This window comes from Streptomyces sp. NPDC044719 (genome assembly GCF_056433405.1).
The window spans coordinates 82,466-102,931 of record NZ_JBWKHE010000011.1 but is presented as its reverse complement, the minus strand read 5'-3'; the positions used below and the strand labels follow the sequence as shown (position 1 = coordinate 102,931).

Here is a 20,466-nt window from a genome sequence, read left to right as displayed (position 1 = left end):
AAGGGAAAAGGAGGTGGGGGATTTTTCTTCCTGGGGGGGTGTGTGTTTTTTCCCCCCCCCCGCCCCCGCGGCCTTTCTCAGTGTTCCGCCCCGCTCTCCAGCCGCTGCCCCCGCAGCAGGAACCACGCCGCCACCGCCGCGGCCAGCAGGACCGCCGCGCCGACGCCCGCCGCGAGTGCCAGGCCGTCGACGAAGGATGTGCGGGCCGCGTCCAGCATCACCGCTGCACTCTGTGCGGGCATGCTCGCGGCCGCCTCCACGGCGCCGCCGAGTGACTCGTGGGCCGCGGCCGGGGTGCCCGCCGGGCCGGTGAAGTCGCGGTAGACGCCGGTCACGATGGAGCCGAGCACGGCGATGCCGAGGGCCGCGCCGAGTTCGTACGCCGTCTCGGACACGGCCGAGGCGGAGCCCGCCTGCTCCTTGGGCACGCTGGAGAGGATCACGTCGGCCGTCACGGTGAAGGAGAAGCCGGCACCGACGCCGACGACCAGCAGGGCGGTCCCGAGCAGCGGATAGCCGGTGGACTGGCCGATCACCGTGAGCGCGGCCAGCGCGAGGCCGATCGCCGCGAGGCCCCCGGAGACGACGGCCCGCACCGAGAAGCGGCGGGCCGCACGGCCCGCGGCCAGACCGGCCACCACCGCGCCGATCGCGGCGGGCAGCTCGGCCAGACCCGCCTCGAACGGGCGCCTGCCCTGGACGAGTTGCAGGTACTGGGAGAGGAAGAAGACCAGCCCGGACAGGCCGAGAATGGTCAGCAGGTCCGCCAGCACGGCCCCGCTGAAGCCTCGGTGGCGGAACAGCCGCATGTCCAGCAGCGGGGCGGGGAGCGTGAGCTGACGGCGTACGAACCCGTACAGGGCGGCCGCGCCCAGCAGACCGGCGGCCAGGGTGGCCCAGGCGAAGCCGTGGGTGGCCGCCTCCTTGATCGCGTACACGACACCGACCATGCCGACCAGCGACAGCACGACGCTGACCAGGTCCCAAGGGCCGGCGTTCGTGGTCCGCGACTCGGGCAGCAGCTTGACGCCGACGAGGACCAGGACCGCCATCACGGGCAGGTTGATCAGGAAGACCGAGCCCCACCAGAAGTGCTCCAGCAGGAAGCCGCCGACGATCGGGCCCACAGCCGTACCGGCGGAGGCGGTGGCGCCCCAGACGCCGACGGCGAGACTGCGTTCGCGCGGATCGTGGAAGAGGTTGCGGATCAGCGCGAGCGTGGCCGGCATCAGGGTGGCACCGGCGACACCCAGCAGGGCCCGCGCGACGATCATCATCTCGGGGGTGGTGGCATAGGCGTTGAACACGGATATCGCGCCGAACGCCGTGGCACCGATCAGCAGGATCCGCTTGCGGCCGATGCGGTCGCCGAGGCTGCCCATGGAGACGAGCAGACCCGCGATGACGAACGAGTAGACGTCGCCGATCCACAGCAGCTGTGTGCCGGAGGGCTTCAGGTCCTCGCTGATGTAGGGGGTCGCGAGACCGAGCACGGTCGCGTCGACGGCCACCAGCAGCACGGCGAGCACGAGGACGCCGAGTGCGAGCCAGCGGCCCGGGCGCTTCACCGCCTCGGTCGCTTCCGCCGCCTGCAAGGTGCTGGTCATGATTCCTCTCTCCGTAGTGCGCCGCCGAGCAGCAGCTCGACGATCATGTGCTGGAAGTCCTTGGGGGCACCCTTGCCGCTGTGCACCATCCAGGCGCCGGAGGCCATCAGGCCGTAGAGCGCCTCGGTGAGCCAGGCGGGGGTGAGGTCGATACGGAACTCGCCGCTGAGCTGGCCGCGCCGGAACAGGGCGGAGATCCGGTCGTCGATCAGGGCCCAGCCCGCGTTCTGCTCCTCGCCCTCGAACAGCTGGTTCTCGGTGTAGAGGAAGGCGAGCAGTCCGGCGGCGGGCTCGATGGCCCCGACCAGCCGGCGTACGGCATCGCTCGCCGTGCCCTCGTCGAGCCGGGCCGCGTCCAGTGCGGCCTCGCACTCCGCGATGCCGAGCGACTCCAGCGCGCGGACGAGGGCGTCACGCCCCGCGAAGTGGCGGTGCAGCGTGGCCCGGCTGATCCCGGCGGCCTTGGCGACCTCGTCCATGGTCGCGGTGGCTTTGCGGGTCAGCAGGGCCGCGGCGGTGCGCAGCACGTGATCAGGATCGACAGCCATGAGACAAGCATAGCCCAGATGAGACAATGATGTCTCATGCTGGGCATGCGTGACTCACGACCGGCGGTTTACGGAGTGGTGATGCCCGGTGCTCAGTGCCAGGGCAGCTGTCCGCGCCGCTCCCAGTAGGCGTGCGGCTCCTCGACCAGCCCGGCGAGGCGGGTCAGCTGGTCGTCGTCGAGGTCGACGACCGCGGCGTGCAGGTTCGACGCGAGCTGGTTGGTGGTGGCCGCGCCGGAGAGGACCACACCGGCCCAGGGCTGCCGCAGGATCACAGCGAGGGCGACGGCGTCGCACCCCAGTGCGGCCTCCTCGGCGACCTGGCGCAGAACGTCCGGGGCGTGCGGCCCGGCGAGCCGGCCGTTGGCCATGCCCTCCTTGACGATCACGGTGAGCCCGGCGTCGTGCGCCTCGGCGAGAGCGGGCGCGGCGGAGGTCTCCAGCGCGTTGTACGTGGACTGGACGGTGCGGAAGAGGGGTTCGCCGTCGACCGTCACGGCGAGGGCGGCGCGGATCGCGTCCGCCTGCGCCGGGCCGCTGGTGGAGAAGCCGATGGTGAGGCCCTGCGCGGCGGCCTCCGCGAGCTTCGCGTGCAGCTCCTTGTCGGTGAGGGCCGGGCTGTCCGGGGTCACCGAGTGGATCTGGTAGAGGTCCATCCGGTCGCCGAGCAGGGCGTCGCTCTCCGCGCGCTGCCGTTCGTAGGTGGGCAGGGTGTGGTCCTTCACCTCGTGCCGGTCGGCGTCGGTGGACCAGTCGGCGGTGTAGGTGTAGCCCCACTTGCTGCCGACGACGATGTCGTCGAAGGCCGGCCTTGCGTTGAGCCAGTCGGCGAGGAACTCCTCCGAGCGGCCGTAGGAGCGGGCCACGTCGAAGTAGCGGACGCCCTGGGCGTAGGCGGCGTCCAGGAGTTCGTGTGTGCGATGGCGGAGCGTCTCTACGCTGCGGTCTTCTCCGAGGTCTTCGTCTCGGCCGAGGTTGATGTAGCCCGGGCGCCCGACGGCGGCGAGGCCGAGGCCGATGTGGCAGGTGGGGGTGGTCGCTGTGGCCAGGCGGGCGAAGGGCATCGGGGGCTCCGTTCGGTCGGCTCCGGTTCGGCTTCGACCAACGTAACCCGCGATGACCTTCGCCTCAGAGCTGGGATCTTGCGGTGTTTCGGCGGGTGCGGGTTGTGTGTGGCTTGTCGCGCCCGCGCGGCGAAGCCGCAAATCGATACGGCCCCGCGCCCCTGAGTGCGTTCCCCTCAGGCCTGCTTCTTGGCCACCGCCCATTCGTGCTGGGCCGACACATCAGCCTTCACCTCTGCCAGCTGGACGGCGACCGCGCTGGGCGCCGTGCCGCCCCTGCCGTTGCGGGAGGCCAGGGCGCCGGGGACGTTGAGGACGGTGCGGACCTCGGGGGTCAGATGGGCGGAGATCTTGGCGAACTGGTCGTCCGTCAGCTCGTCCAGTTCCTTGCCTTCCGCCTCGGCGACCTTCACGCACTCGCCGGCGACCTCGTGGGCGACGCGGAACGGGACGCCCTGCTTGACCAGCCACTCGGCGATGTCCGTGGCGAGGGAGAAGCCGGCCGGGGCCAGTTCCTCCATGCGCTCGCGGTGGACCGTGAGGGTGGCCATCATGCCGGTGAAGGCCGGCAGCAGGACCTCCAGCTGGTCGATGGAGTCGAAGACCGGCTCCTTGTCCTCCTGGAGGTCGCGGTTGTACGCGAGGGGAAGGGCCTTGAGCGTGGCCAGCAGGCCCGTCAGGTTGCCGATCAGGCGGCCGGACTTGCCGCGGGCCAGCTCCGCGATGTCCGGGTTCTTCTTCTGCGGCATGATCGACGAGCCCGTGGAGAACGCGTCGTGCAGGGTCACGAAGGAGAACTCCTTCGTGTTCCAGATGATGACCTCCTCGGCGATCCGGGAGAGGTTGACCCCGATCATCGCCGTGATGAAGGCGAACTCGGCGACGAAGTCGCGGGAGGCCGTGCCGTCGATGGAATTGCCGGCGGAGCCGTGTTCAAATCCGAGGTCCTTCGCCACCGCCTCCGGGTCAAGCCCCAGGGAGGAGCCCGCCAGGGCGCCCGAGCCGTAGGGCGACACGGCCGTGCGCGCGTCCCACTGGCGAAGCCGCTCCGCGTCCCGGGAGAGGGACTGGACGTGGGCCAGGACATGGTGGGCGAACAGGACTGGCTGGGCGTGCTGGAGGTGCGTGCGGCCGGGCATCGCCACGTCGGGGTGCGCCTCGGCGAGGCCGATCAGGGCGTCCTGGAGCTCCGCGATCAGGCCGCCGACGACCCGGGCGTGGTCGCGCAGATACATCCGGAAGAGGGTCGCGACCTGGTCGTTGCGGGAGCGGCCCGCGCGCAGCTTGCCGCCGAGGTCGGGGCCGAGCCGCTCCAGCAGGCCGCGCTCCAGGGCGGTGTGCACGTCCTCGTCGGCGATGGTGCCGACGAAGGAACCGTCGGCGACGTCCGCTTCGAGCCGGTCCAGGCCTTCGAGCATCCTCGTCAGCTCGTCGTCCGTGAGCAGCCCGGCCTTGTGCAGCACGCGCGCGTGGGCACGCGAACCGGCGATGTCGTACGGCGCGAGCCGCCAGTCGAAGTGGACGGACGCGGACAGCTTCGCCAGGGCCTCGGCGGGACCGTCGGCGAAACGGCCGCCCCAGAGCCGGACGTCACCGCTGTTGCTGCTCACTTGCGTTGCTCCTAGAGGGGTGTGGATGTGACGCAGACCTTTATATGCCCAGGACCCGTCTGACAGGGCCCAGCTCCCGATGCGCCTAGGCCAGGTCGCGCTTCGCCGCGATCTTCGACGACAGGCTGTAGATGTCGATGAAGCCCTTGGCCGCGGACTGGTCGAAGGTGTCGCCGGTGTCGTAGGTCGCGAGATCGAAGTCGTACAGCGACTGCTGCGAACGCCGGCCGGTGACGACCGCGCGGCCGCCGTGCAGGGTCATCCGGACGTCCCCGGTGACGTGCTGGTTCGCCTCGTCGACGAAGCCGTCCAGGGCACGCTTGAGCGGGGAGAACCACTGGCCGTCGTAGACCAGCTCGCTCCAGCGCTGCTCGACGCCGCGCTTGTGGCGGGCGAGTTCGCGCTCGACGGTGACGCTCTCCAGCTCCTGGTGGGCGGTGATCAGGGCGATCGCGCCCGGAGCCTCGTAGACCTCGCGCGACTTGATGCCGACGAGGCGGTCCTCGACCATGTCGATCCGGCCGATGCCCTGGGCGCCGGCGCGCTCGTTGAGCTGCTGGATCGCCTGGAGGACAGTGACGGGCCTGCCGTCGAGGGCGACCGGGACGCCTGCCTCGAAGGAGATGACGACCTCGTCCGGCTCGCGGGCGAGGGCCGGGTTTTGCGTGTACTCGTAGATGTCCTCGATCGGCGCGTTCCAGATGTCCTCGAGGAAGCCGGTCTCGATGGCGCGGCCGAAGACGTTCTGGTCGATGGAGTACGGCGACTTCTTGGAGGTCGCGATCGGCAGGCCCTTGGCCTCGCAGAAGGCGATGGCCTTGTCGCGGGTCATGGCGTAGTCGCGGACCGGGGCGATGCACTTCAGGTCGGGGGCGAGGGCGACGATGCCGGCCTCGAAGCGGACCTGGTCGTTGCCCTTGCCGGTGCAGCCGTGGGCGACGGTGGTGGCACCGTGCTTCCGGGCGGCGGCGACCAGGTGCTTGACGATCGTCGGGCGGGAGAGCGCGGAGACCAGCGGGTAGCGGTCCATGTAGAGGGCGTTGGCCTTGATCGCCGGGAGGCAGTACTCCTCGGCGAACTCGTCCCTGGCGTCCGCCACCTCGGCCTCGACGGCACCGCAGGCGAGCGCGCGCTTGCGGATGACGTCCAGGTCCTCGCCGCCCTGGCCGACGTCCACCGCGACCGCGATGACCTCGGCGCCCGTCTCCTCGGCGATCCAGCCGATGGCGACGGAGGTGTCAAGACCGCCGGAGTAGGCGAGTACGACGCGCTCGGTCACGGGTTCTTCTCCTCCGTACTGCAATCACTGTCATGCATGAGTATGCAGAGCTCTGCATGATTCGTCAATCCAGCTCGGAGTGGGCGGCGGTTTTCGGTCAGGCCGAGAGGAATTTGAAGATCCCTTGAACGCGGGAAACCGCTTACTCGTACCTCTCGCCGAACGCAGGCGCCGCGTTTCAGCACACCGAGGACACCCCCGTCCCCCGACCCCTAGTGAGGCATCCGCATGTCCAGGGCTCTTCCGAAGTACAACAAGCGTCGCGTCGCGTTCATCGGCGGCGCCGCCGCGGTGGCACTGTCCGGCACGGTGATCGCCGGCTTCGCCCTCGCCGGGGAGACGCCCGCGAGCGGTGGGACGAACGCCCGGACGCTGGCGGGCCCCGGCACCATCTCGTGCCCGGACGTCACCGGCCAGCTGCCCGCGATCCCGGCCTCGGCGCAGGCCGAGGTCGACCGCAATCTGGGGGACCTGAACACCCAGATCGAAGAGGCCAACAAGCGCCTCGTCGACACGGTCGGCCAGGGCGGACCCAACTTCGTCCAGAACGCCATCCTCGGCCCGCTGGAGGACAAGCGCGTCGCCGCCCTCAACCGCATCGAGACCGCCATCGGCCGCGCCGCCGAGAAGCCCGAAGGCCTCGAGGCCTTCGCCGCCTGCCAGCTCAACGCCGACGGTGGCGCCGGGGCGGGCGAGGCGGCCGGAGGCGAGGCGGGCGCCGGTGAGGAGGCAGGTGCCGAGGCCGGTGCGGGAGCCGAGGCCGGCGCGGAAGCGGGTGCCGAGGCCGGTGCCGGCGCGGAAGCGGGTGCGGGCGCCGAGGCCGGTGCGGGTGCCGGAGAGGACGCGGGCGCCGGTGCGGGCGAGGCGGGGAACGCCGGCGCCGCCGGCAGCATCAGCTGCCCGGACGTCACCGGGCAGCTGCCCGCGATCCCGGCCTCGGCGCAGGCCGAGGTCGACCGCAATCTGGGGGACCTGAACACCCAGATCGAAGAGGCCAACAAGCGCCTCGTCGACACGGTCGGCCAGGGCGGACCCAACTTCGTCCAGAACGCCATCCTCGGCCCCCTGGAGGACAAGCGCGTCGCCGCCCTCAACCGCATCGAGACCGCCATCGGCCGCGCCGCCGAGAAGCCCGAAGGCCTCGAGGCCTTCGCCGCCTGCCAGCTCAACCAGTGAGGTGACAGGCGCCGTGGCCGCCCCGAGTGAGCGCCGGCCGGGGCGGCCACGGGCAGGCGGCTGAGCTCGGGATCCGGCAGAGGTGACCGGATCCCGTAATTCCTTAGACAGTCGAAAGACCTGCTCCCATAATCGTTTGACATGGGAAAGACTCATGAGCGCATAGAAGGCCGGCTCCGCTCGTTCATCGAGGCGCAGCCGGTCTTCTTCACCGCCACCGCTCCTCTGTCCGCCGACGGCACGGTCAACCTGTCCCCCAAGGGCCTCAAGGGCTCCTTCGTGGTACTCGACGAGCTCACCGTGGCCTACCTCGACTTCGCCGGTTCCAACGCCGAGACCATCGCCCATCTGCGGGAGAACGGGCGGATCACCCTGATGTGGTGCGCCTTCCAGGGCCCGCCGAACATCGTCCGCGTGCACGGGCGGGGCGAGCCGGTCTTCCGCGACGACCCGCGCTTCGGGGAACTCCTCGCCCGTTTCCCGGACATCGACCCGGCCCGGCACGGCCTGCGCGCGATCATCGTCGTGACGGCCGAACTCGTCCGCGACACCTGCGGCTACGCGGTGCCCTTCATGGCGTACGAGGCGGAGCGCGACCTGCACAGCAAGCGTTTCGCACGCGAGGACGACGCCTCGCTCGACGCCTACTTCACCAAGAAGGAGTACATCGCGACCAGCCTGGACGGACTACCCGGGCTGCCGTTGCCGCTGCCCCCCTCTACGGTCTGAGACATGCGCCCAGGTGCCGTCGCCCTCACCGTCTCCTCCCTCCTCGTGCTCGGCGCCGGGCAGCCCGCCCCGTCGGCGCCCCTGCCGGATCGGATGGCGGACACCGGCGGCGGCACCCAGCTGATCACCGCGGTGGCCCCGAAGCGGGCCTCCACCACGGGCACGGTCACCTGGTGGGATCTCAGGGGCGGGCGGTGGGTGAGGACCGGCTCCGCACCCGCGCGCTTCGGAGCCAGCGGTCTCGTCGAGGGCGCCGCCCGCAAGCAGGGCACGGACACCACACCCACGGGGCTGTACGGACTGCCGTACGCCTTCGGCATCGAGGCGGCGCCGCGCGGGACGGCGTACGGCTACCGCCGGGTGCACCGGGACTCCTGGTGGTGCCAGGACAACGACTCCCGCTCCTACAACCGCTGGACCGAGCCCCGCGCGGCCGACTGCCGGGCCTCCGAATCCGAGCAGCTGATCACCTACCGGGCGCAGTACGCGCACGCGCTCGTCATCGACTTCAACTACGAGCGTCCCGTCCGGGGGCGTGGCGCGGGCATCTTCCTGCACGTCAACGGGCGGGGAGCGACGGCCGGCTGCGTCTCCGTGCCGAAGGACGCGATGCGGCGGATCCTCACCTGGGCCGACCCGGCGAGACGTCCCCACATCGCCGTCGGGACGACGAGCGGGACCACCGCCGTCACGCGCTACTGAGGCGGGGACGCCACGCGGGCACACGGGCGTATTACCGCCGGTCACTCCCGTCCGCACATGACTCGGTGCCCGGCTGAACACTCCCGTGTCCCGGCACGTATCTGTGGGCCAAGGGTCAAGTCCCCACGGAGGAACCGTGACCACCACGCTCGCAGGCGGCCGTGCCGCCCGTCGCCAGACGATGCGCCGCATCCGCCCGCGCCGCTCCCCGGCCGTCCCGCTGCTGATCGCCCTGTGGGCGGGAGCGGCGGCCGTGCTGTGGCTGTGGTGGGACAACACACCGTCCCTCGCGGACCAGGCGAGCAAGATCCTGGCCGCCGGCCGGATCACCGGGCTGCTCGCCGGCTACCTCATGGCGCTGGTGGTGCTCCAGATGGCCCGGGTGCCCGCGCTGGAGCGACGGGTGGGCACCGACCGGGTCGCGCGCTGGCACGCCATGACCGGGCGGTACACGCTCTGCCTGGTCCTCGCCCATGTCTTCCTCACCATGTGGGGCTACGCCCTCCAGGCGGGCAAGGGACTCGGCGACATCGTCCAGCAGACGATCGACTCCATCAACCAGCTGCCGGACATGGGCAAGGCCGCCATCGGCACGGGCCTGCTGTTCGTCATCGGGATCCTGTCGATCGGCGGGGTCCGCCGGCTGATCGGGTACGACACCTGGTACCACGTGCACCTGCTCACCTACGCGTCGGTGTACATGACGTTCTGGCACCAGATCACGACCGGCAACGAGTTCGCCGTCGAGCCGGCCGCGAAGACCTTCTGGTACGGGCTCTACGGCGTGGTGACCGCGCTGGTGCTCTGGTACCGGATCATCACCCCGATCCGCCTGAACCTGCGGCACCGCATGCGGGTCGAGGCGGTCATCGAGGAGACCCCGGGGATCGTGTCCGTCCTCATCGGCGGGCGCAAGCTGCACCGGATGGGCGCGGAGGCCGGGCAGTTCTTCCGCTGGCGGTTCAAGGCGCCCGGCATGCGCTTCAGCTCGCACCCGTACTCCTTGTCGGCGGCGCCCCGCCCGGACATGCTGCGCATCACCGTCAAGGCGATCGGCGACCACACCTCCCGGCTGCGCGAGCTCCAGCCCGGCACCAAGGTGTGGGCCGAGGGCCCGTACGGCGCCATGACCGCGCAGCGCCGCAGCCGCGGCAAGGTGCTGCTGGTCGCGGGCGGTGTCGGCATCACCCCGATGCGGGCCCTGTTCGAAACCCTGCCGGGCTCGTCCGGCGACATCACGCTTCTCTACCGGGCCAACAGCACCCAGGACCTGGCCCTGTGGGGCGAGCTGGCCAAGATCGCCGACGAGCGCGGCGCGCGGCTGATGTACGCGGTCAACAGCCCCGACGGCGAACGCCCCGACATCTCCGCGGAGTCCCTCCAGCGGAAGATCCCCGACGTCGACAACCACGACGTGTTCATGTGCGGGCCGCCCGGCTTCGCGCAGTCGGTCTACGAAGCACTGCGCGGCGCGGGAGTCCCCGCCCGCCGTATCCATCACGAGTCGTTCGAGATGTGAGCGACGGGACATCAACGGCCCTTCAGGAGCTTGAGAAACGATGAGGAAGAGTCACCCCGTCCGGCGTGCCGTGCTCGCCGGCGCAGCCACCGTCTCCGGGATCGTGCTGCTGCTGTCCATGAAGCCGGCCTCCGACCCGGGTTCCGCCCAGGCTGCCGGGCAGGCTCCTCCGGCGGCGGCCGGGCAGGCACCGCAGGGCGGCGTGAACGGCGCCGTCACCGGTGACGCGCAGCAGACGCAGTACGGCCCGGTGCAGGTCCGTCTGACCATGAGCGGCGGAAAGATCACTCAGGCCGAGGCGGTCCAGGCCCCCAAGGGCGGACGCAGCGACCAGATCACCGCCAGCTCGGTGCCCCGCCTCAACCAGGCGGCGGTCGCCGCGCAGAGCGCGGAGATCGACGCCGTCTCCGGGGCGACGTACACCAGCGCCGGCTACAAGAAGTCCCTCCAGTCGGCCCTGGACAAGGCCAAGGCCGCGGGCGGCGCCGCGCAGGGCTCGGGCAACGCCCAGACCCTCACGGGCGATGCCGTGCAGACGCAGTACGGCCCGGTCCAGGTCCGGGTCACCGTGGCCGGCGGGAAGATCACCAAGGCCGAGGCGGTCCAGGCCCCCAAGGGCGGACGCAGCGACCAGATCACCTCCTCCTCCGTGCCCCGCCTCAACCAGGCGGCGGTCGCGGCCGGGAACGCGCAGATCGACGCCGTCTCGGGCGCGACCTACACGAGCGCGGGCTACAAGAAGTCCCTCCAGTCCGCACTGGACAAGGCTCCGGCAGGAGGAGGCGGCGGCGCCGCGCAGGGTGCCGGCGCCGGGGCGAGCGGCGCCCAGGCCAAGACGGTCACGGGCACGGCCGCGCAGACGCAGTACGGTCCCGTCCAGGTCCGCATCACCGTGGCCGGCGGGAAGATCACCAAGGCCGAGGCCGTCCAGGCCCCCAAGGGCGGACGCAGCGACCAGATCACCTCCTCCTCCGTGCCCCGCCTCAACCAGGCCGCCGTGGCGGCCGGGAACGCGCAGATCGACGCCGTCTCCGGAGCCACCTACACCAGTGCGGGCTACAAGCAGTCCCTCCAGTCGGCGCTGGACCAGGCCGGTGGCTGACACGGTGGCCGACCCCGCACAGGCTCCCGCCGCGGCACGTCATGTGGAAGAGACGATGGGGACCGTCTTCTCCCTCGACGTCCGCGGCGGGGAACCGGCCGCCGTGCGCGCGGCCCTGGACGAGGCCGTCGCCGGACTGCACCGCGTCGACGAGGTGTTCAGCACCTACCGCGAGGACAGCCAGATCGCCCGGCTGCAACGCGGTGAACTGACCGTCGCGGAGTGCGATCCCGAGGTCGCCGAGGTCCTGAAGCTGGCGGCCGAGGCGGAGCGGCTGAGCGACGGCTGGTTCAGCACGTCGTACCAGGGCCGTCTGGACCCGACCGGCATCGTCAAGGGCTGGGCAGTCGAGCGGGCGGCCCGGCGGCTGTCGGAGGTGCCGGGGGTGTGCGGGGTGAGCGTCAACGGCGGCGGCGATGTGCAGCTGCTCGGGGCGCCGGGGGCGCAGCGGCCGTGGCGCGTTGGGGTGTCGGATCCGTTGCGGCCGGGGGGTCTCGCGGCCGTCGTCTCGGCGGCCGGGGTGGACGAGTTGTCCGTGGCCACGTCCGGTACGGCGGAGCGGGGCGCGCATATCCTCGACCCGCGTACGGGGCATGCGGCCGTGACCGACCTGGTCGCCGTGACCGTCGTCGGACCTCGGCTGACGTGGGCGGACTGCTGGGCCACGGCGGCGTTCGCGATGGGGTCGCGGGAGGGGCTGGCCTGGCTGGAGTCCCTGCCCGATGTCGAGGCCCTGCTGATCACGGCCGGTGATGAGGTGCGGTGCACCGGGGGGTTGGCGGCGCGGCTGGGGTGAGTGGGGGCGGGGGCGGCACGCATGCCCGCAGCTGGGCCGACTCAGGGGCGCGGGGAACTGCGCGAACAGCCACAGTCCACCCGCACACAACCACCGGCATGCAGCCCTGCGGCGCTCAGTGCCCGTTCTGCGCCAGCCGAAGCAAGTGCTCCGCCAGCGCCCGCCCCCCGTCCGGCTCCCGGCTGATCAGCAGCAGCGTGTCGTCCCCGGCGATCGTCCCCAGGATGTCGTGCAGCTCCGCCTGGTCGATCGCCGACGCCAGGAACTGCGCGGCGCCCGGCGGCGTACGCAACACCACGAGATTCGCCGAAGCCTCCGCGGAGATGAGCAGCTCCTGCGACAACCGCCGCATCCGCTCCTCCTTCGCCGACCCGCCCAGCGGCGCCCGGGGCGTACGGAAGCCCCCCTCGCTCGGCACCGCGTAGATCAGGTCACCGTCGGTGTTGCGGATCTTCACCGCGTTCAGCTCGTCCAGGTCCCGGCTGAGCGTCGCCTGCGTGACGCTCAGCCCGTCGTCGGCGAGCAGCTTCGCCAGCTGGCTCTGCGACCGCACCGGCTGCCGGTTGAGGATGTCCACGATCCGGCGGTGGCGTGCGGTGCGGGTCTGCGGCACGGCGGGCCCGTTCGCCCCCTGCTCGTGGTCCTGCGCCTGGCTCATCGTCGTCTCATTCTCCGGATCGTCCGTCCCCGCTCACTGCCTGGAGGATGCCGGGCAGCGCCCCGAGGAAGGCGTCCACCTCGTCGTCGCCGAGGTTCAGCGGCGGCATCAGCCTGACGACGTCCGGGGCGGGCACGTTCACCAGGAATCCGGCCTCCTGAGCCGCCTGGCGCACCTGGGGCGCGAGGGGCTCGGTGAGCACGATACCCAGGAGTAGGCCCGAGCCCCGGACAAAATCGATCAACTCGTGGCCGAGGCCTTCGATCCCGTCCCGCAAGGCCGCGCTCTGCCGCTTGACGTTCTCCAGCAGCCCCTCGTTCTCGATGGTGTCGAGGACGGCGAGCCCGGCCGCGCAGGCGACGGGGTTCCCGCCGAACGTCGTGCCGTGGTGCCCGGGCTGGAACAGCTCCGCGGCCCGCCCGAAGGCGACGGTCGCGCCCAGCGGCAGCCCGCCGCCCAGCTGCTTGGCGAGGGTGACGATGTCGGGCAGGACACCCTCGTGCGCCTGGTACTCGAACCAGTGCCCGGTCCGGCCGATGCCGGTCTGCACCTCGTCGAGGACGAGGAGCGCCCCGGTCGAGGCGGTGATGGCTCGGGCGGCCTTGAGGTAGCCGGCGGGCGGGACGACGACGCCGAGTTCGCCCTGGATCGGCTCGATGATGACGAGCGCGGTCTCCTCGGTCACCGCGGCGGCCAGTGCCTGCGCGTCGCCGAAGGGGACGTGGGTGACGTCGCCGGGCAGCGGCAGGAACGGTTCCCGCTTGCCGGGCTGGCCGGTCATCGCCAGGGCGCCCATGGTCCGCCCGTGGAAGGCACCCTCGGTGGCCACCACACGGGTCCGCCCGGTCAGCCGGCCGATCTTGAAGGCGGCCTCGTTGGCCTCGGCGCCGGAGTTGCAGAAGAAGACCCTGCCGTCCCGGCCGAAGAGCCGGAGGAGTCGCTCGGCGAGGGCGACGGTGGGCTCGGCCATGAAGAAGTTGGAGACGTGGCCGAGGGATCCGATCTGCCGGGTCACGGCCTCGACGATCGCCGGGTGGGCGTGGCCGAGGGCATTGGTCGCGATGCCGCCGACGAAGTCGAGGTAGGAGTTGCCCTCGGCGTCCCGGACCCGGCTGCCCTCGCCGCTCACCAGGGGCAGCAGCGGGGTGCCGTAGTTGTTCATGAGAGCGCCCCGCCACCGCGTGGTCAGTTCCTCATTGCTCATGACTCCCCCTGTTCGCCCGGTCCCTCGGGCTTCTCGTCGGGCACGACCATCGTGCCGATGCCTTCGTCGGTGAAGATCTCCAGCAGGATCGAGTGCTGGACCCGGCCGTCGATGACGCGGGCGGTGGTCACGCCGCCGCGGACCGCGTGCAGGCAGCCCTCCATCTTCGGCACCATGCCGGAGGACAGGTCCGGAAGGAGCCGCTCCAGCTCGGAGGCGGTGAGGCGGCTGATCACCTCGTCGCTGTTCGGCCAGTCCTCGTAGAGGCCCTCGACGTCCGTGAGGACCATGAGGGTTTCGGCGCCCAGAGCAGCAGCGAGTGCCGAAGCCGCCGTATCAGCATTGACGTTGTAGACATGTCCGTCGTCCTGGGAGCGGGCGATCGAGGAGACGACCGGGATGCGGCCGTCGGCGAGCAGCGCCTCGATGGCGCCGGTGTCGATGGCGGTGATCTCGCCGACCCGGCCGATGTCGACCAGCTCGCCGTCGATCTCGGGCTGGTGCTTGGTGGCGGTGATGGTGTGCGCGTCCTCGCCGGTCAGCCCGACGGCGAGCGGCCCGTGCTGGTTGAGCAGCCCGACCAGCTCACGCTGGACCTGCCCGGCCAGCACCATCCGTACGACGTCCATGGCGTCCTCGGTGGTCACCCTCAGGCCCGCCTTGAACTCGCTGACGATGCCGTGCTGGTCGAGGGCGGCGCTGATCTGCGGGCCGCCGCCGTGCACGACGACCGGCTTGAGGCCGGCGTGGTGCAGGAACACCACGTCCTGCGCGAAGGCGGCTTTGAGGTCCTCGTCGACCATGGCGTTGCCGCCGAACTTGATGACGACCGTCTTGCCGTTGTGCCGGACCAGCCACGGCAGGGCCTCGATGAGGATCTGCGCCTTGGGCAGGGCGGTGTGCTTACGCGTGATGCTCATGACGAGTAGGCGCTGTTCTCGTGGACGTAGTCGGCGGTGAGGTCGTTGGTCCAGATGGTGGCCGTCTCGGACCCGGCCGCCAGGTCGGCGACGATGTGCACCTCGCGGTAGCGCATGTCGACCTTGTCGCGGTCCTCGCCGACACCGCCGTTCTTGCAGACCCAGACGCCGTTGATGGCGACGTTGAGCTGGTCCGGGTCGAAGGCGGCCCTGGTCGTGCCGATCGCGGAGAGCACGCGGCCCCAGTTGGGGTCCTCACCGTGGATGGCGCACTTGAGGAGGTTGTTGCGGGCGATGGAGCGGCCCACCTCGACGGCGTCGTCCTCGGTCGCGGCGTTGATCACCTCGACCTTGATGTCCTTGCTGGCGCCCTCGGCGTCCCGGATGAGCTGCTGGCCGAGGTCGTCGCAGACCTGCCGTACGGCCTCGGCGAACTCCTCGTACCCGGGGGTGACTTCGGCGGACCCGGAGGCGAGCAGCAGCACGGTGTCGTTGGTGGACATGCAGCCGTCGGAGTCGACCCGGTCGAAGGTCGTCCGGGTGGCCGCCCGCAGGGCCTTGTCCAGGACGTCGTTCTCCAGGTCCGCGTCGGTGGTGAGGACGACGAGCATGGTGGCGAGGCCGGGGGCGAGCATGCCCGCGCCCTTGGCCATGCCGCCGACGGTCCAGCCGTCCTTGGTGACGACGGACGTCTTGTGGACGGTGTCCGTGGTCTTGATGGCGATCGCGGCCTTCTCACCGCCGTGCTCGGAGAGCTGCGCGGCGGCCGTCTCGACGCCCGGGAGCAGCTTGTCCATCGGGAGGAGGAGGCCGATGAGCCCGGTCGAGCAGACGGCGACCTCGATGGCGCCCCGGCCGAGCACCTCGGCCACCTTCTCGGCGGTGGCGTGCGCGTCCTGGAAGCCCTTCGGTCCCGTACAGGCGTTGGCGCCACCGGAGTTGAGGACGACGGCGGAGACCTGGCCGCTCTTCAGCACCTGCTCGGACCACAGGACCGGCGCGGCCTTCACACGGTTGGCGGTGAAGACGCCCGCGGCGGAGCGGCGGGGGCCGGTGTTGACCACGAGGGCCAGGTCGGGGTTGCCGTTCTCCTTGATCCCGGCGGCGATCCCGGCCGCCGTGAATCCCTGTGCTGCCGTCACACTCACGGCGCGACTCCGATCGTCGTCAGTCCCGTGGTCTCGTCGAGACCGAGGGCGATGTTCATGCTCTGGACGGCACCGCCCGCGGTGCCCTTGGTGAGGTTGTCGATGGCGCTGATCACGATGATCCGTCCGGCGGCCGCGTCGTACGCGACCTGCACCTGAACGGCGTTCGAACCGTAGACGGACGCCGTGGCGGGCCACTGCCCCTCGGGGAGCAGGTGCACGAAGGGCTCGTCGGCGTAGGCCTTCTCGTAGGCGGCGCGCAGGGACTCCTCCGTGACGCCGTCGGCGGCCTTGGCGCTGCACGTGGCGAGGATGCCGCGCGGCATCGGCGCGAGGGTGGGGGTGAACGACACGGAGACCGGCTCGCCGGCGGCCGCGCTGAGGTTCTGGGTGATCTCGGGCGTGTGCCGGTGCCCGCCGCCGACGCCGTACGGGGTCATCGACCCCATGACCTCGCTGCCCAGCAGGTGGGGCTTGGGCGCCTTGCCCGCGCCGGAGGTGCCGGAGGCGGCGACGATCACGGCCTCGTTCCCGGCGAGTCCGGCGGCGTACGCCGGGAAGAGGGCCAGGGAGACGGCGGTCGGGTAGCAACCGGGCACCGCGACGCGCTTGGACCCCGTAAGCCGAGCGCGGGCACCCGGCAGTTCGGGAAGGCCGTAGGGCCAGGTTCCGGCGTGCGGTGAGCCGTAGAACTTCTCCCAGGCGGCGGCGTCCGTCAGCCGGAAGTCCGCGCCCATGTCGACCACGAGCACGTCCGGGCCGAGCCGCTCGGCGACGGCGGCGGACTGCCCGTGCGGCAGCGCGAGGAAGACGACGTCGTGTCCGGCGAGGACCTCGGGGGTGGTCTCCTGGAGCACTCGCTGGGCCAGGGGCAGCAGGTGCGGCTGGAGCGCACCGAGCTTCTGTCCCGCGTTGGAGTTGCCGGTGAGGGCGCCGATCTCCACCTCGGGGTGGGCCAGCAGCAGACGCAGCAGTTCCCCGCCCGCGTATCCACTCGCTCCGGCCACTGCCGCACGTACCGCCATGGAACCTCCTCCTTAGAGAGCATGACTATACGTTTCGCTGCACGTTTATGCAATCTCAGCTCTGTCCCGTGCATGACCGCGAGCACGGGGAGATCATGGCAGGCGAGCGGAGGTACGGGCAGGGCTCGGTGGCTGGATCGAAGCGTATGGGGCCGTACCCGGCGTGGGTATGTTGTAAAGGCCCCCGCGACACGCGTGACACCCGCCGACCATGGGTGACGAGGCGCCGGGGGCAACCACGGGGGATGCCCGCGGTGTCCACGGGGATGGCTCGCATGGCCCTGCGCATTCACTTCACCGACGACGACCTCACCCGCATCAGGTTCGCCCAGGCGCCCGACCCGATGTGGGAAGCCCTGCAGAGCATGCACATGCTTCAGACCAGGGAAGGCTGGGCGGTCTTCGGGCGCTGGCGGGCCCGGGTCCGCCCGGCACTCGGCGCACCGGAACGCCAGCTGCTGCGCCTGGCCCCGCCGGTGGGCTATTCGCCGGACTTCCTCACGCCCGCCGCCGGCGAGGGAGGTCTGGAGCCGGGGATCGACGCCCTGCTGTCCACGCCCCGCGCGCGATTACGCCACGATCTGCTCGAGCTCTCGGCCCACGGGCGCAGGCTCCCGCCGTGGGGCCGGGCCCTGGCGGAGGGCGACGGGGCGGCCGTCCACCATCTGGGGCGGACCTTGCGGACCTACATCAGGGCAGGGCTGGCGCCCTACTGGGATCATGTCCGCGCCCGCTTCGAGGCCGAACGCGCCCTGCGCACCCGGACACCGGGCGCCGGTGCCGGGAGCCTGCTCGGCGCACTGCACCCCGAACTCCACTGGCGGCCCCCGGTGCTGACCGTGGGCGGACTGCGCGTGGAGCGGGACGTGCATCTGCGGGGGCGCGGACTGCTGGTGCTGCCGTCCTACTTCTGCTGGCGCTACCCGACCGTGCTGAAGGATGCCGCACTGCCCCCGGTCGTCGTCTATCCCATGGCGCACCAGGGCGCCCTGAACCCGGCCGACCGGGCGGCGGACGACACCCGGGCACCGTCCCGGTCGCTGGTCGCGCTCCTGGGGCGGACCCGGGCGGAGATCCTCCGCCGCGCCTCGGAGAACGGCGCCACGACCACGGAGCTGGCCCACGGCACCGGCGTCTCCGCCGCCACCGCCAGCTACCACGCCTCCGTGCTGCGGGACGCGGGCCTGCTCATCACCCACCGGCTGGGCAACGCCGTCCTGCACACCACCACCCCGCTCGGGGCCGCCCTGCTCGATGGGCGGCACGGCTCGTCCGTATGACGCCCGCCCGGACGAGCGCCTTTCGAAGGCGCTCTAAAGGCGGTGCGCCGCATCCGTCCCGCTGCCCAGACTCTGCCTCAGCGATGTCGACCGCGGGGCGGACAAAGGGGATGCTGCCATGGAGAAGCCGGAACCGCGCTGGGTGCTCGCCTTCGACGGGTCGTGCGCGACCTGCCGCAAGATCTCCAGCGCCGTCTCCCACGCCTGCGACGGCAAGCTCGAGGTGCTGCCGCTGGACGACACCCGGGTACGGGACTGGCGCGAGCAGGCCTACGGCACCGCCGCCCCCTGGGCGCCGACCCTGTTGCGAGCGGGCACCGGCCGGGTGCGGGCCTGGACCGGAGCGGCGATGACGCCACCGCTCCTGCGGCGGCTCGGCCCGCGCTCCACACTGCGTGTCCTGCGCGCCCTCGGCGATCTGCGCCGGGCGGACGCCCGGCACACCGCCGGCCGTCCGGTCACGGGGCGGACCCTCCGGCGGTCGCAGTTCCTGCGGGCCGGCGCCGGCCTCGTGGTGGCGGCAGGTGTGATCATGCGCGGCAGCACTCCCGCCTTCGCCGAGAACGAGCACGAGGCGGCCCGCCGCTGGGTGCTCGCCCACCGCGGCGCGCTGCCCACCACCTACGACGACGTGGTGGCGCACCCGCTGAGCCATCGGCGCGCGATCCACGAGGCGCTGCCGCCGAAGGCGCGCAGCGGACTGTGGGCCGAGCATCTGCGGCGCTTCGGCGCCGGCCGCCCGGAGCTGAGCCCGGCGCAGCGGCGGGTCCTGGACCGGGCCCTGGCCGTCGCCTCCGACCCGGCGACCTTCGAGGGCGAGCCGCCCGCCGAGGTCGCGGAGCTCGGCCGGGCGGCCCGCGAGGCCTTCGGCCCGGACGGGGCGCGGGCGATGCTGGCGGTGCTGGGCCCGGCGTCGGAGGCGGCGGTGCCCGCGCCCAACTGCGAGTGCAACCGGATCGACGTGTACTGCGGCTGGGACGGCAAGTGCATCGACAACGGCTGCCGCCACACGAGCGCGGGCTGCGGAAGTCTCTACATCTATCCGTGCAACGGACTCTGCTTCCACTGACCACGGCGACCGCGTCGCCTGCGGCGGCGCGGAGGACGGGAGTGTTCTCCATGCGTGATTCCGGGGTGCGCTGGATGCTGGCCTTCGACAGTTCGTGCGGGGCCTGTCGCACCATCTCGTCGATCGTGTACGAGGCGTGCGAAGGCAAGCTGGAAGTGGTGCCGCTCGGCCGTCAGGACGTACGCGACCGGCGCGAGCGGGCGCTGGGCCCGGACGCGCCCTGGGTGCCCACGCTGCTGGCCGTGCGCGGCGGCGAGGGTGCGGGGCCGGACACCGGGGTGCGGGCCTGGACGGGTGCCGCGCTCGCCGTGCCGCTGGCCCGGCGGCTGGGACCGCGATCCTCGGTGAAGGTGCTGCGCGCCCTGGGACAGGCACGCGCCGAGGCCACGCCGGGCCGGGGCAGGCTGGGGCGCGCCGAGTTCCTGCGCCTGGGCGGCGGCCTCGCGGTCGCAGCGGCCGTGCTGGTGAAGGGCACGACACCGGCCTTCGCGCGGGACAAGGACGCGGCGGCGGCCCAGGAATGGGTCGGCCGGAACGCCGGCCGGCTGCCCACCCGCTACGACGACGTGGCCGCTCTGCCGGTCGCCCACCGCCGGGCGGTGTTCCAGGCGCTGCCAGCCGAGGCCCGCAGCGCGCTGTGGGTCGAGCACATCGACCGGTGGCGGTCCGTGCATCCCGGACTGACGCCCGCTCAGGCCAGGGTGGTGGACCGGGCCCGGGCCGCGGCGGCGGACGTGTCGACGTTCCGGTTCGAGCGGGGCCGCCGGGGCACCGAGGAGATGCTCCGGATCGACGCCGACGCCCGTGCCGCCTTCGAGCCGGACGTGTCGAACGCGCTGCTGGCCACCCTGGGACCGGTCGAGGCCGCCGCCCTGCCGGACTGTGAGTGCAACACCTACAGCGACAAGTGCTGGGGCAGCTCCTGCATCTGGGTGCAGAACTCGTGTGTGCGCTCCGACAGCGGATGCGGAACGCTGTGGACGTGGTCCTGCAACGGGCTCTGCTACGCATGACGGCCGGGCGTGGGCCG

The 20,466-nt window shown here is 71.7% G+C and carries 19 protein-coding genes; 9 read left to right on the top strand and 10 right to left on the bottom strand.

Annotated elements, in window-relative coordinates:
• Nucleotides 1–77 precede the first annotated feature (77 nt).
• The 5 genes from AC07DF_RS36200 to AC07DF_RS36180 all read right to left on the bottom strand — a co-directional run bounded on the left by AC07DF_RS36200 (nt 78) and on the right by AC07DF_RS36180 (nt 6,108).
• The gene (locus AC07DF_RS36200; protein ID WP_478980953.1) at nt 78–1,607 is read right to left on the bottom strand and encodes an MFS transporter; all 1,530 of its coding nucleotides are present in this window, start codon (nt 1,605–1,607) and stop codon (nt 78–80) included.
• Entirely contained in the window at nt 1,604–2,155 is a 552-nt protein-coding gene (locus AC07DF_RS36195) for a TetR/AcrR family transcriptional regulator (protein WP_478980951.1), read from the bottom strand. The genes AC07DF_RS36200 and AC07DF_RS36195 overlap by 4 nt, the downstream gene beginning before the upstream one ends.
• A 92-nt stretch (nt 2,156–2,247) precedes the next feature.
• Nucleotides 2,248–3,219 (bottom strand): aldo/keto reductase, encoded by a 972-nt coding sequence (locus AC07DF_RS36190; protein ID WP_478980949.1) that lies wholly within the window; start codon nt 3,217–3,219, stop codon nt 2,248–2,250.
• A gap of 176 nt (nt 3,220–3,395) precedes the next feature.
• Nucleotides 3,396–4,829 (bottom strand): argininosuccinate lyase, encoded by a 1,434-nt coding sequence (gene argH, locus AC07DF_RS36185; protein ID WP_478980947.1) that lies wholly within the window; start codon nt 4,827–4,829, stop codon nt 3,396–3,398.
• An 85-nt stretch (nt 4,830–4,914) separates the two neighbouring features.
• Nucleotides 4,915–6,108: an argininosuccinate synthase gene (locus AC07DF_RS36180; RefSeq protein WP_478980945.1), complete on the bottom strand. Its 1,194-nt coding sequence runs from the start codon at nt 6,106–6,108 to the stop codon at nt 4,915–4,917.
• A gap of 228 nt (nt 6,109–6,336) precedes the next feature.
• On the opposite strand from AC07DF_RS36180, the gene AC07DF_RS36175 reads away from it, so the two are divergent.
• From AC07DF_RS36175 to AC07DF_RS36150, 6 genes are all read left to right on the top strand, one after another.
• A complete protein-coding gene (locus AC07DF_RS36175; protein ID WP_478980943.1) occupies nt 6,337–7,284 on the top strand; it encodes a hypothetical protein in 948 nt (315 codons plus the stop codon).
• A gap of 141 nt (nt 7,285–7,425) precedes the next feature.
• Nucleotides 7,426–8,013: a pyridoxamine 5'-phosphate oxidase family protein gene (locus tag AC07DF_RS36170; protein WP_478980941.1), complete on the top strand. Its 588-nt coding sequence runs from the start codon at nt 7,426–7,428 to the stop codon at nt 8,011–8,013.
• A gap of 3 nt (nt 8,014–8,016) precedes the next feature.
• On the top strand, nt 8,017–8,715 hold the full coding sequence (locus AC07DF_RS36165) for a L,D-transpeptidase family protein (RefSeq protein ID WP_478980939.1): 699 nt from the start codon (nt 8,017–8,019) through the stop codon (nt 8,713–8,715).
• Between the two features lie 136 nt (nt 8,716–8,851).
• Nucleotides 8,852–10,234: a ferredoxin reductase family protein gene (locus tag AC07DF_RS36160; protein WP_478980937.1), complete on the top strand. Its 1,383-nt coding sequence runs from the start codon at nt 8,852–8,854 to the stop codon at nt 10,232–10,234.
• Nucleotides 10,235–10,274: 40 nt separating this feature from the next.
• Nucleotides 10,275–11,336, top strand: coding sequence for an FMN-binding protein (locus AC07DF_RS36155; RefSeq protein WP_478980935.1), 1,062 nt, complete (start codon nt 10,275–10,277; stop codon nt 11,334–11,336).
• A 55-nt stretch (nt 11,337–11,391) separates the two neighbouring features.
• Nucleotides 11,392–12,132, top strand: a complete 741-nt coding sequence (locus AC07DF_RS36150; RefSeq protein ID WP_478981243.1) for an FAD:protein FMN transferase — start codon at nt 11,392–11,394, stop codon at nt 12,130–12,132.
• Nucleotides 12,133–12,247: 115 nt separating this feature from the next.
• On the opposite strand, the gene AC07DF_RS36145 is transcribed toward AC07DF_RS36150, so the two are convergent.
• The 5 genes from AC07DF_RS36145 to argC are packed head-to-tail and all read right to left on the bottom strand — an operon-like array spanning nt 12,248 to nt 17,087.
• Nucleotides 12,248–12,790: an arginine repressor gene (locus AC07DF_RS36145; RefSeq protein ID WP_478980933.1), complete on the bottom strand. Its 543-nt coding sequence runs from the start codon at nt 12,788–12,790 to the stop codon at nt 12,248–12,250.
• A gap of 7 nt (nt 12,791–12,797) precedes the next feature.
• The gene (locus tag AC07DF_RS36140; RefSeq protein ID WP_478980931.1) at nt 12,798–13,994 is read right to left on the bottom strand and encodes an acetylornithine transaminase; all 1,197 of its coding nucleotides are present in this window, start codon (nt 13,992–13,994) and stop codon (nt 12,798–12,800) included.
• Nucleotides 13,991–14,914 carry an acetylglutamate kinase gene (gene argB, locus AC07DF_RS36135; RefSeq protein ID WP_478980929.1) on the bottom strand — a complete coding sequence of 308 codons (924 nt, stop codon included), beginning with the start codon at nt 14,912–14,914 and terminating at the stop codon, nt 13,991–13,993. Before argB ends, AC07DF_RS36140 begins: the two co-directional genes overlap by 4 nt.
• Nucleotides 14,911–16,062, bottom strand: a complete 1,152-nt coding sequence (argJ, locus tag AC07DF_RS36130) for a bifunctional glutamate N-acetyltransferase/amino-acid acetyltransferase ArgJ (RefSeq protein ID WP_478980927.1) — start codon at nt 16,060–16,062, stop codon at nt 14,911–14,913. The genes argB and argJ overlap by 4 nt, the downstream gene beginning before the upstream one ends.
• Nucleotides 16,059–17,087 (bottom strand): N-acetyl-gamma-glutamyl-phosphate reductase, encoded by a 1,029-nt coding sequence (gene argC, locus AC07DF_RS36125; protein ID WP_478980925.1) that lies wholly within the window; start codon nt 17,085–17,087, stop codon nt 16,059–16,061. The genes argJ and argC overlap by 4 nt, the downstream gene beginning before the upstream one ends.
• A gap of 275 nt (nt 17,088–17,362) precedes the next feature.
• Between argC and AC07DF_RS36120 the strand changes: the two genes are divergently transcribed.
• From AC07DF_RS36120 to AC07DF_RS36110, 3 genes are all read left to right on the top strand, one after another.
• Nucleotides 17,363–18,367: a helix-turn-helix domain-containing protein gene (locus tag AC07DF_RS36120; RefSeq protein ID WP_478980923.1), complete on the top strand. Its 1,005-nt coding sequence runs from the start codon at nt 17,363–17,365 to the stop codon at nt 18,365–18,367.
• Nucleotides 18,368–18,485: 118 nt separating this feature from the next.
• A complete protein-coding gene (locus AC07DF_RS36115; protein WP_478980921.1) occupies nt 18,486–19,436 on the top strand; it encodes a bacteriocin fulvocin C-related protein in 951 nt (316 codons plus the stop codon).
• 50 nt (nt 19,437–19,486) lie between these two features.
• The gene (locus tag AC07DF_RS36110; protein ID WP_478980919.1) at nt 19,487–20,449 is read left to right on the top strand and encodes a bacteriocin fulvocin C-related protein; all 963 of its coding nucleotides are present in this window, start codon (nt 19,487–19,489) and stop codon (nt 20,447–20,449) included.
• Nucleotides 20,450–20,466 lie beyond the last annotated feature (17 nt).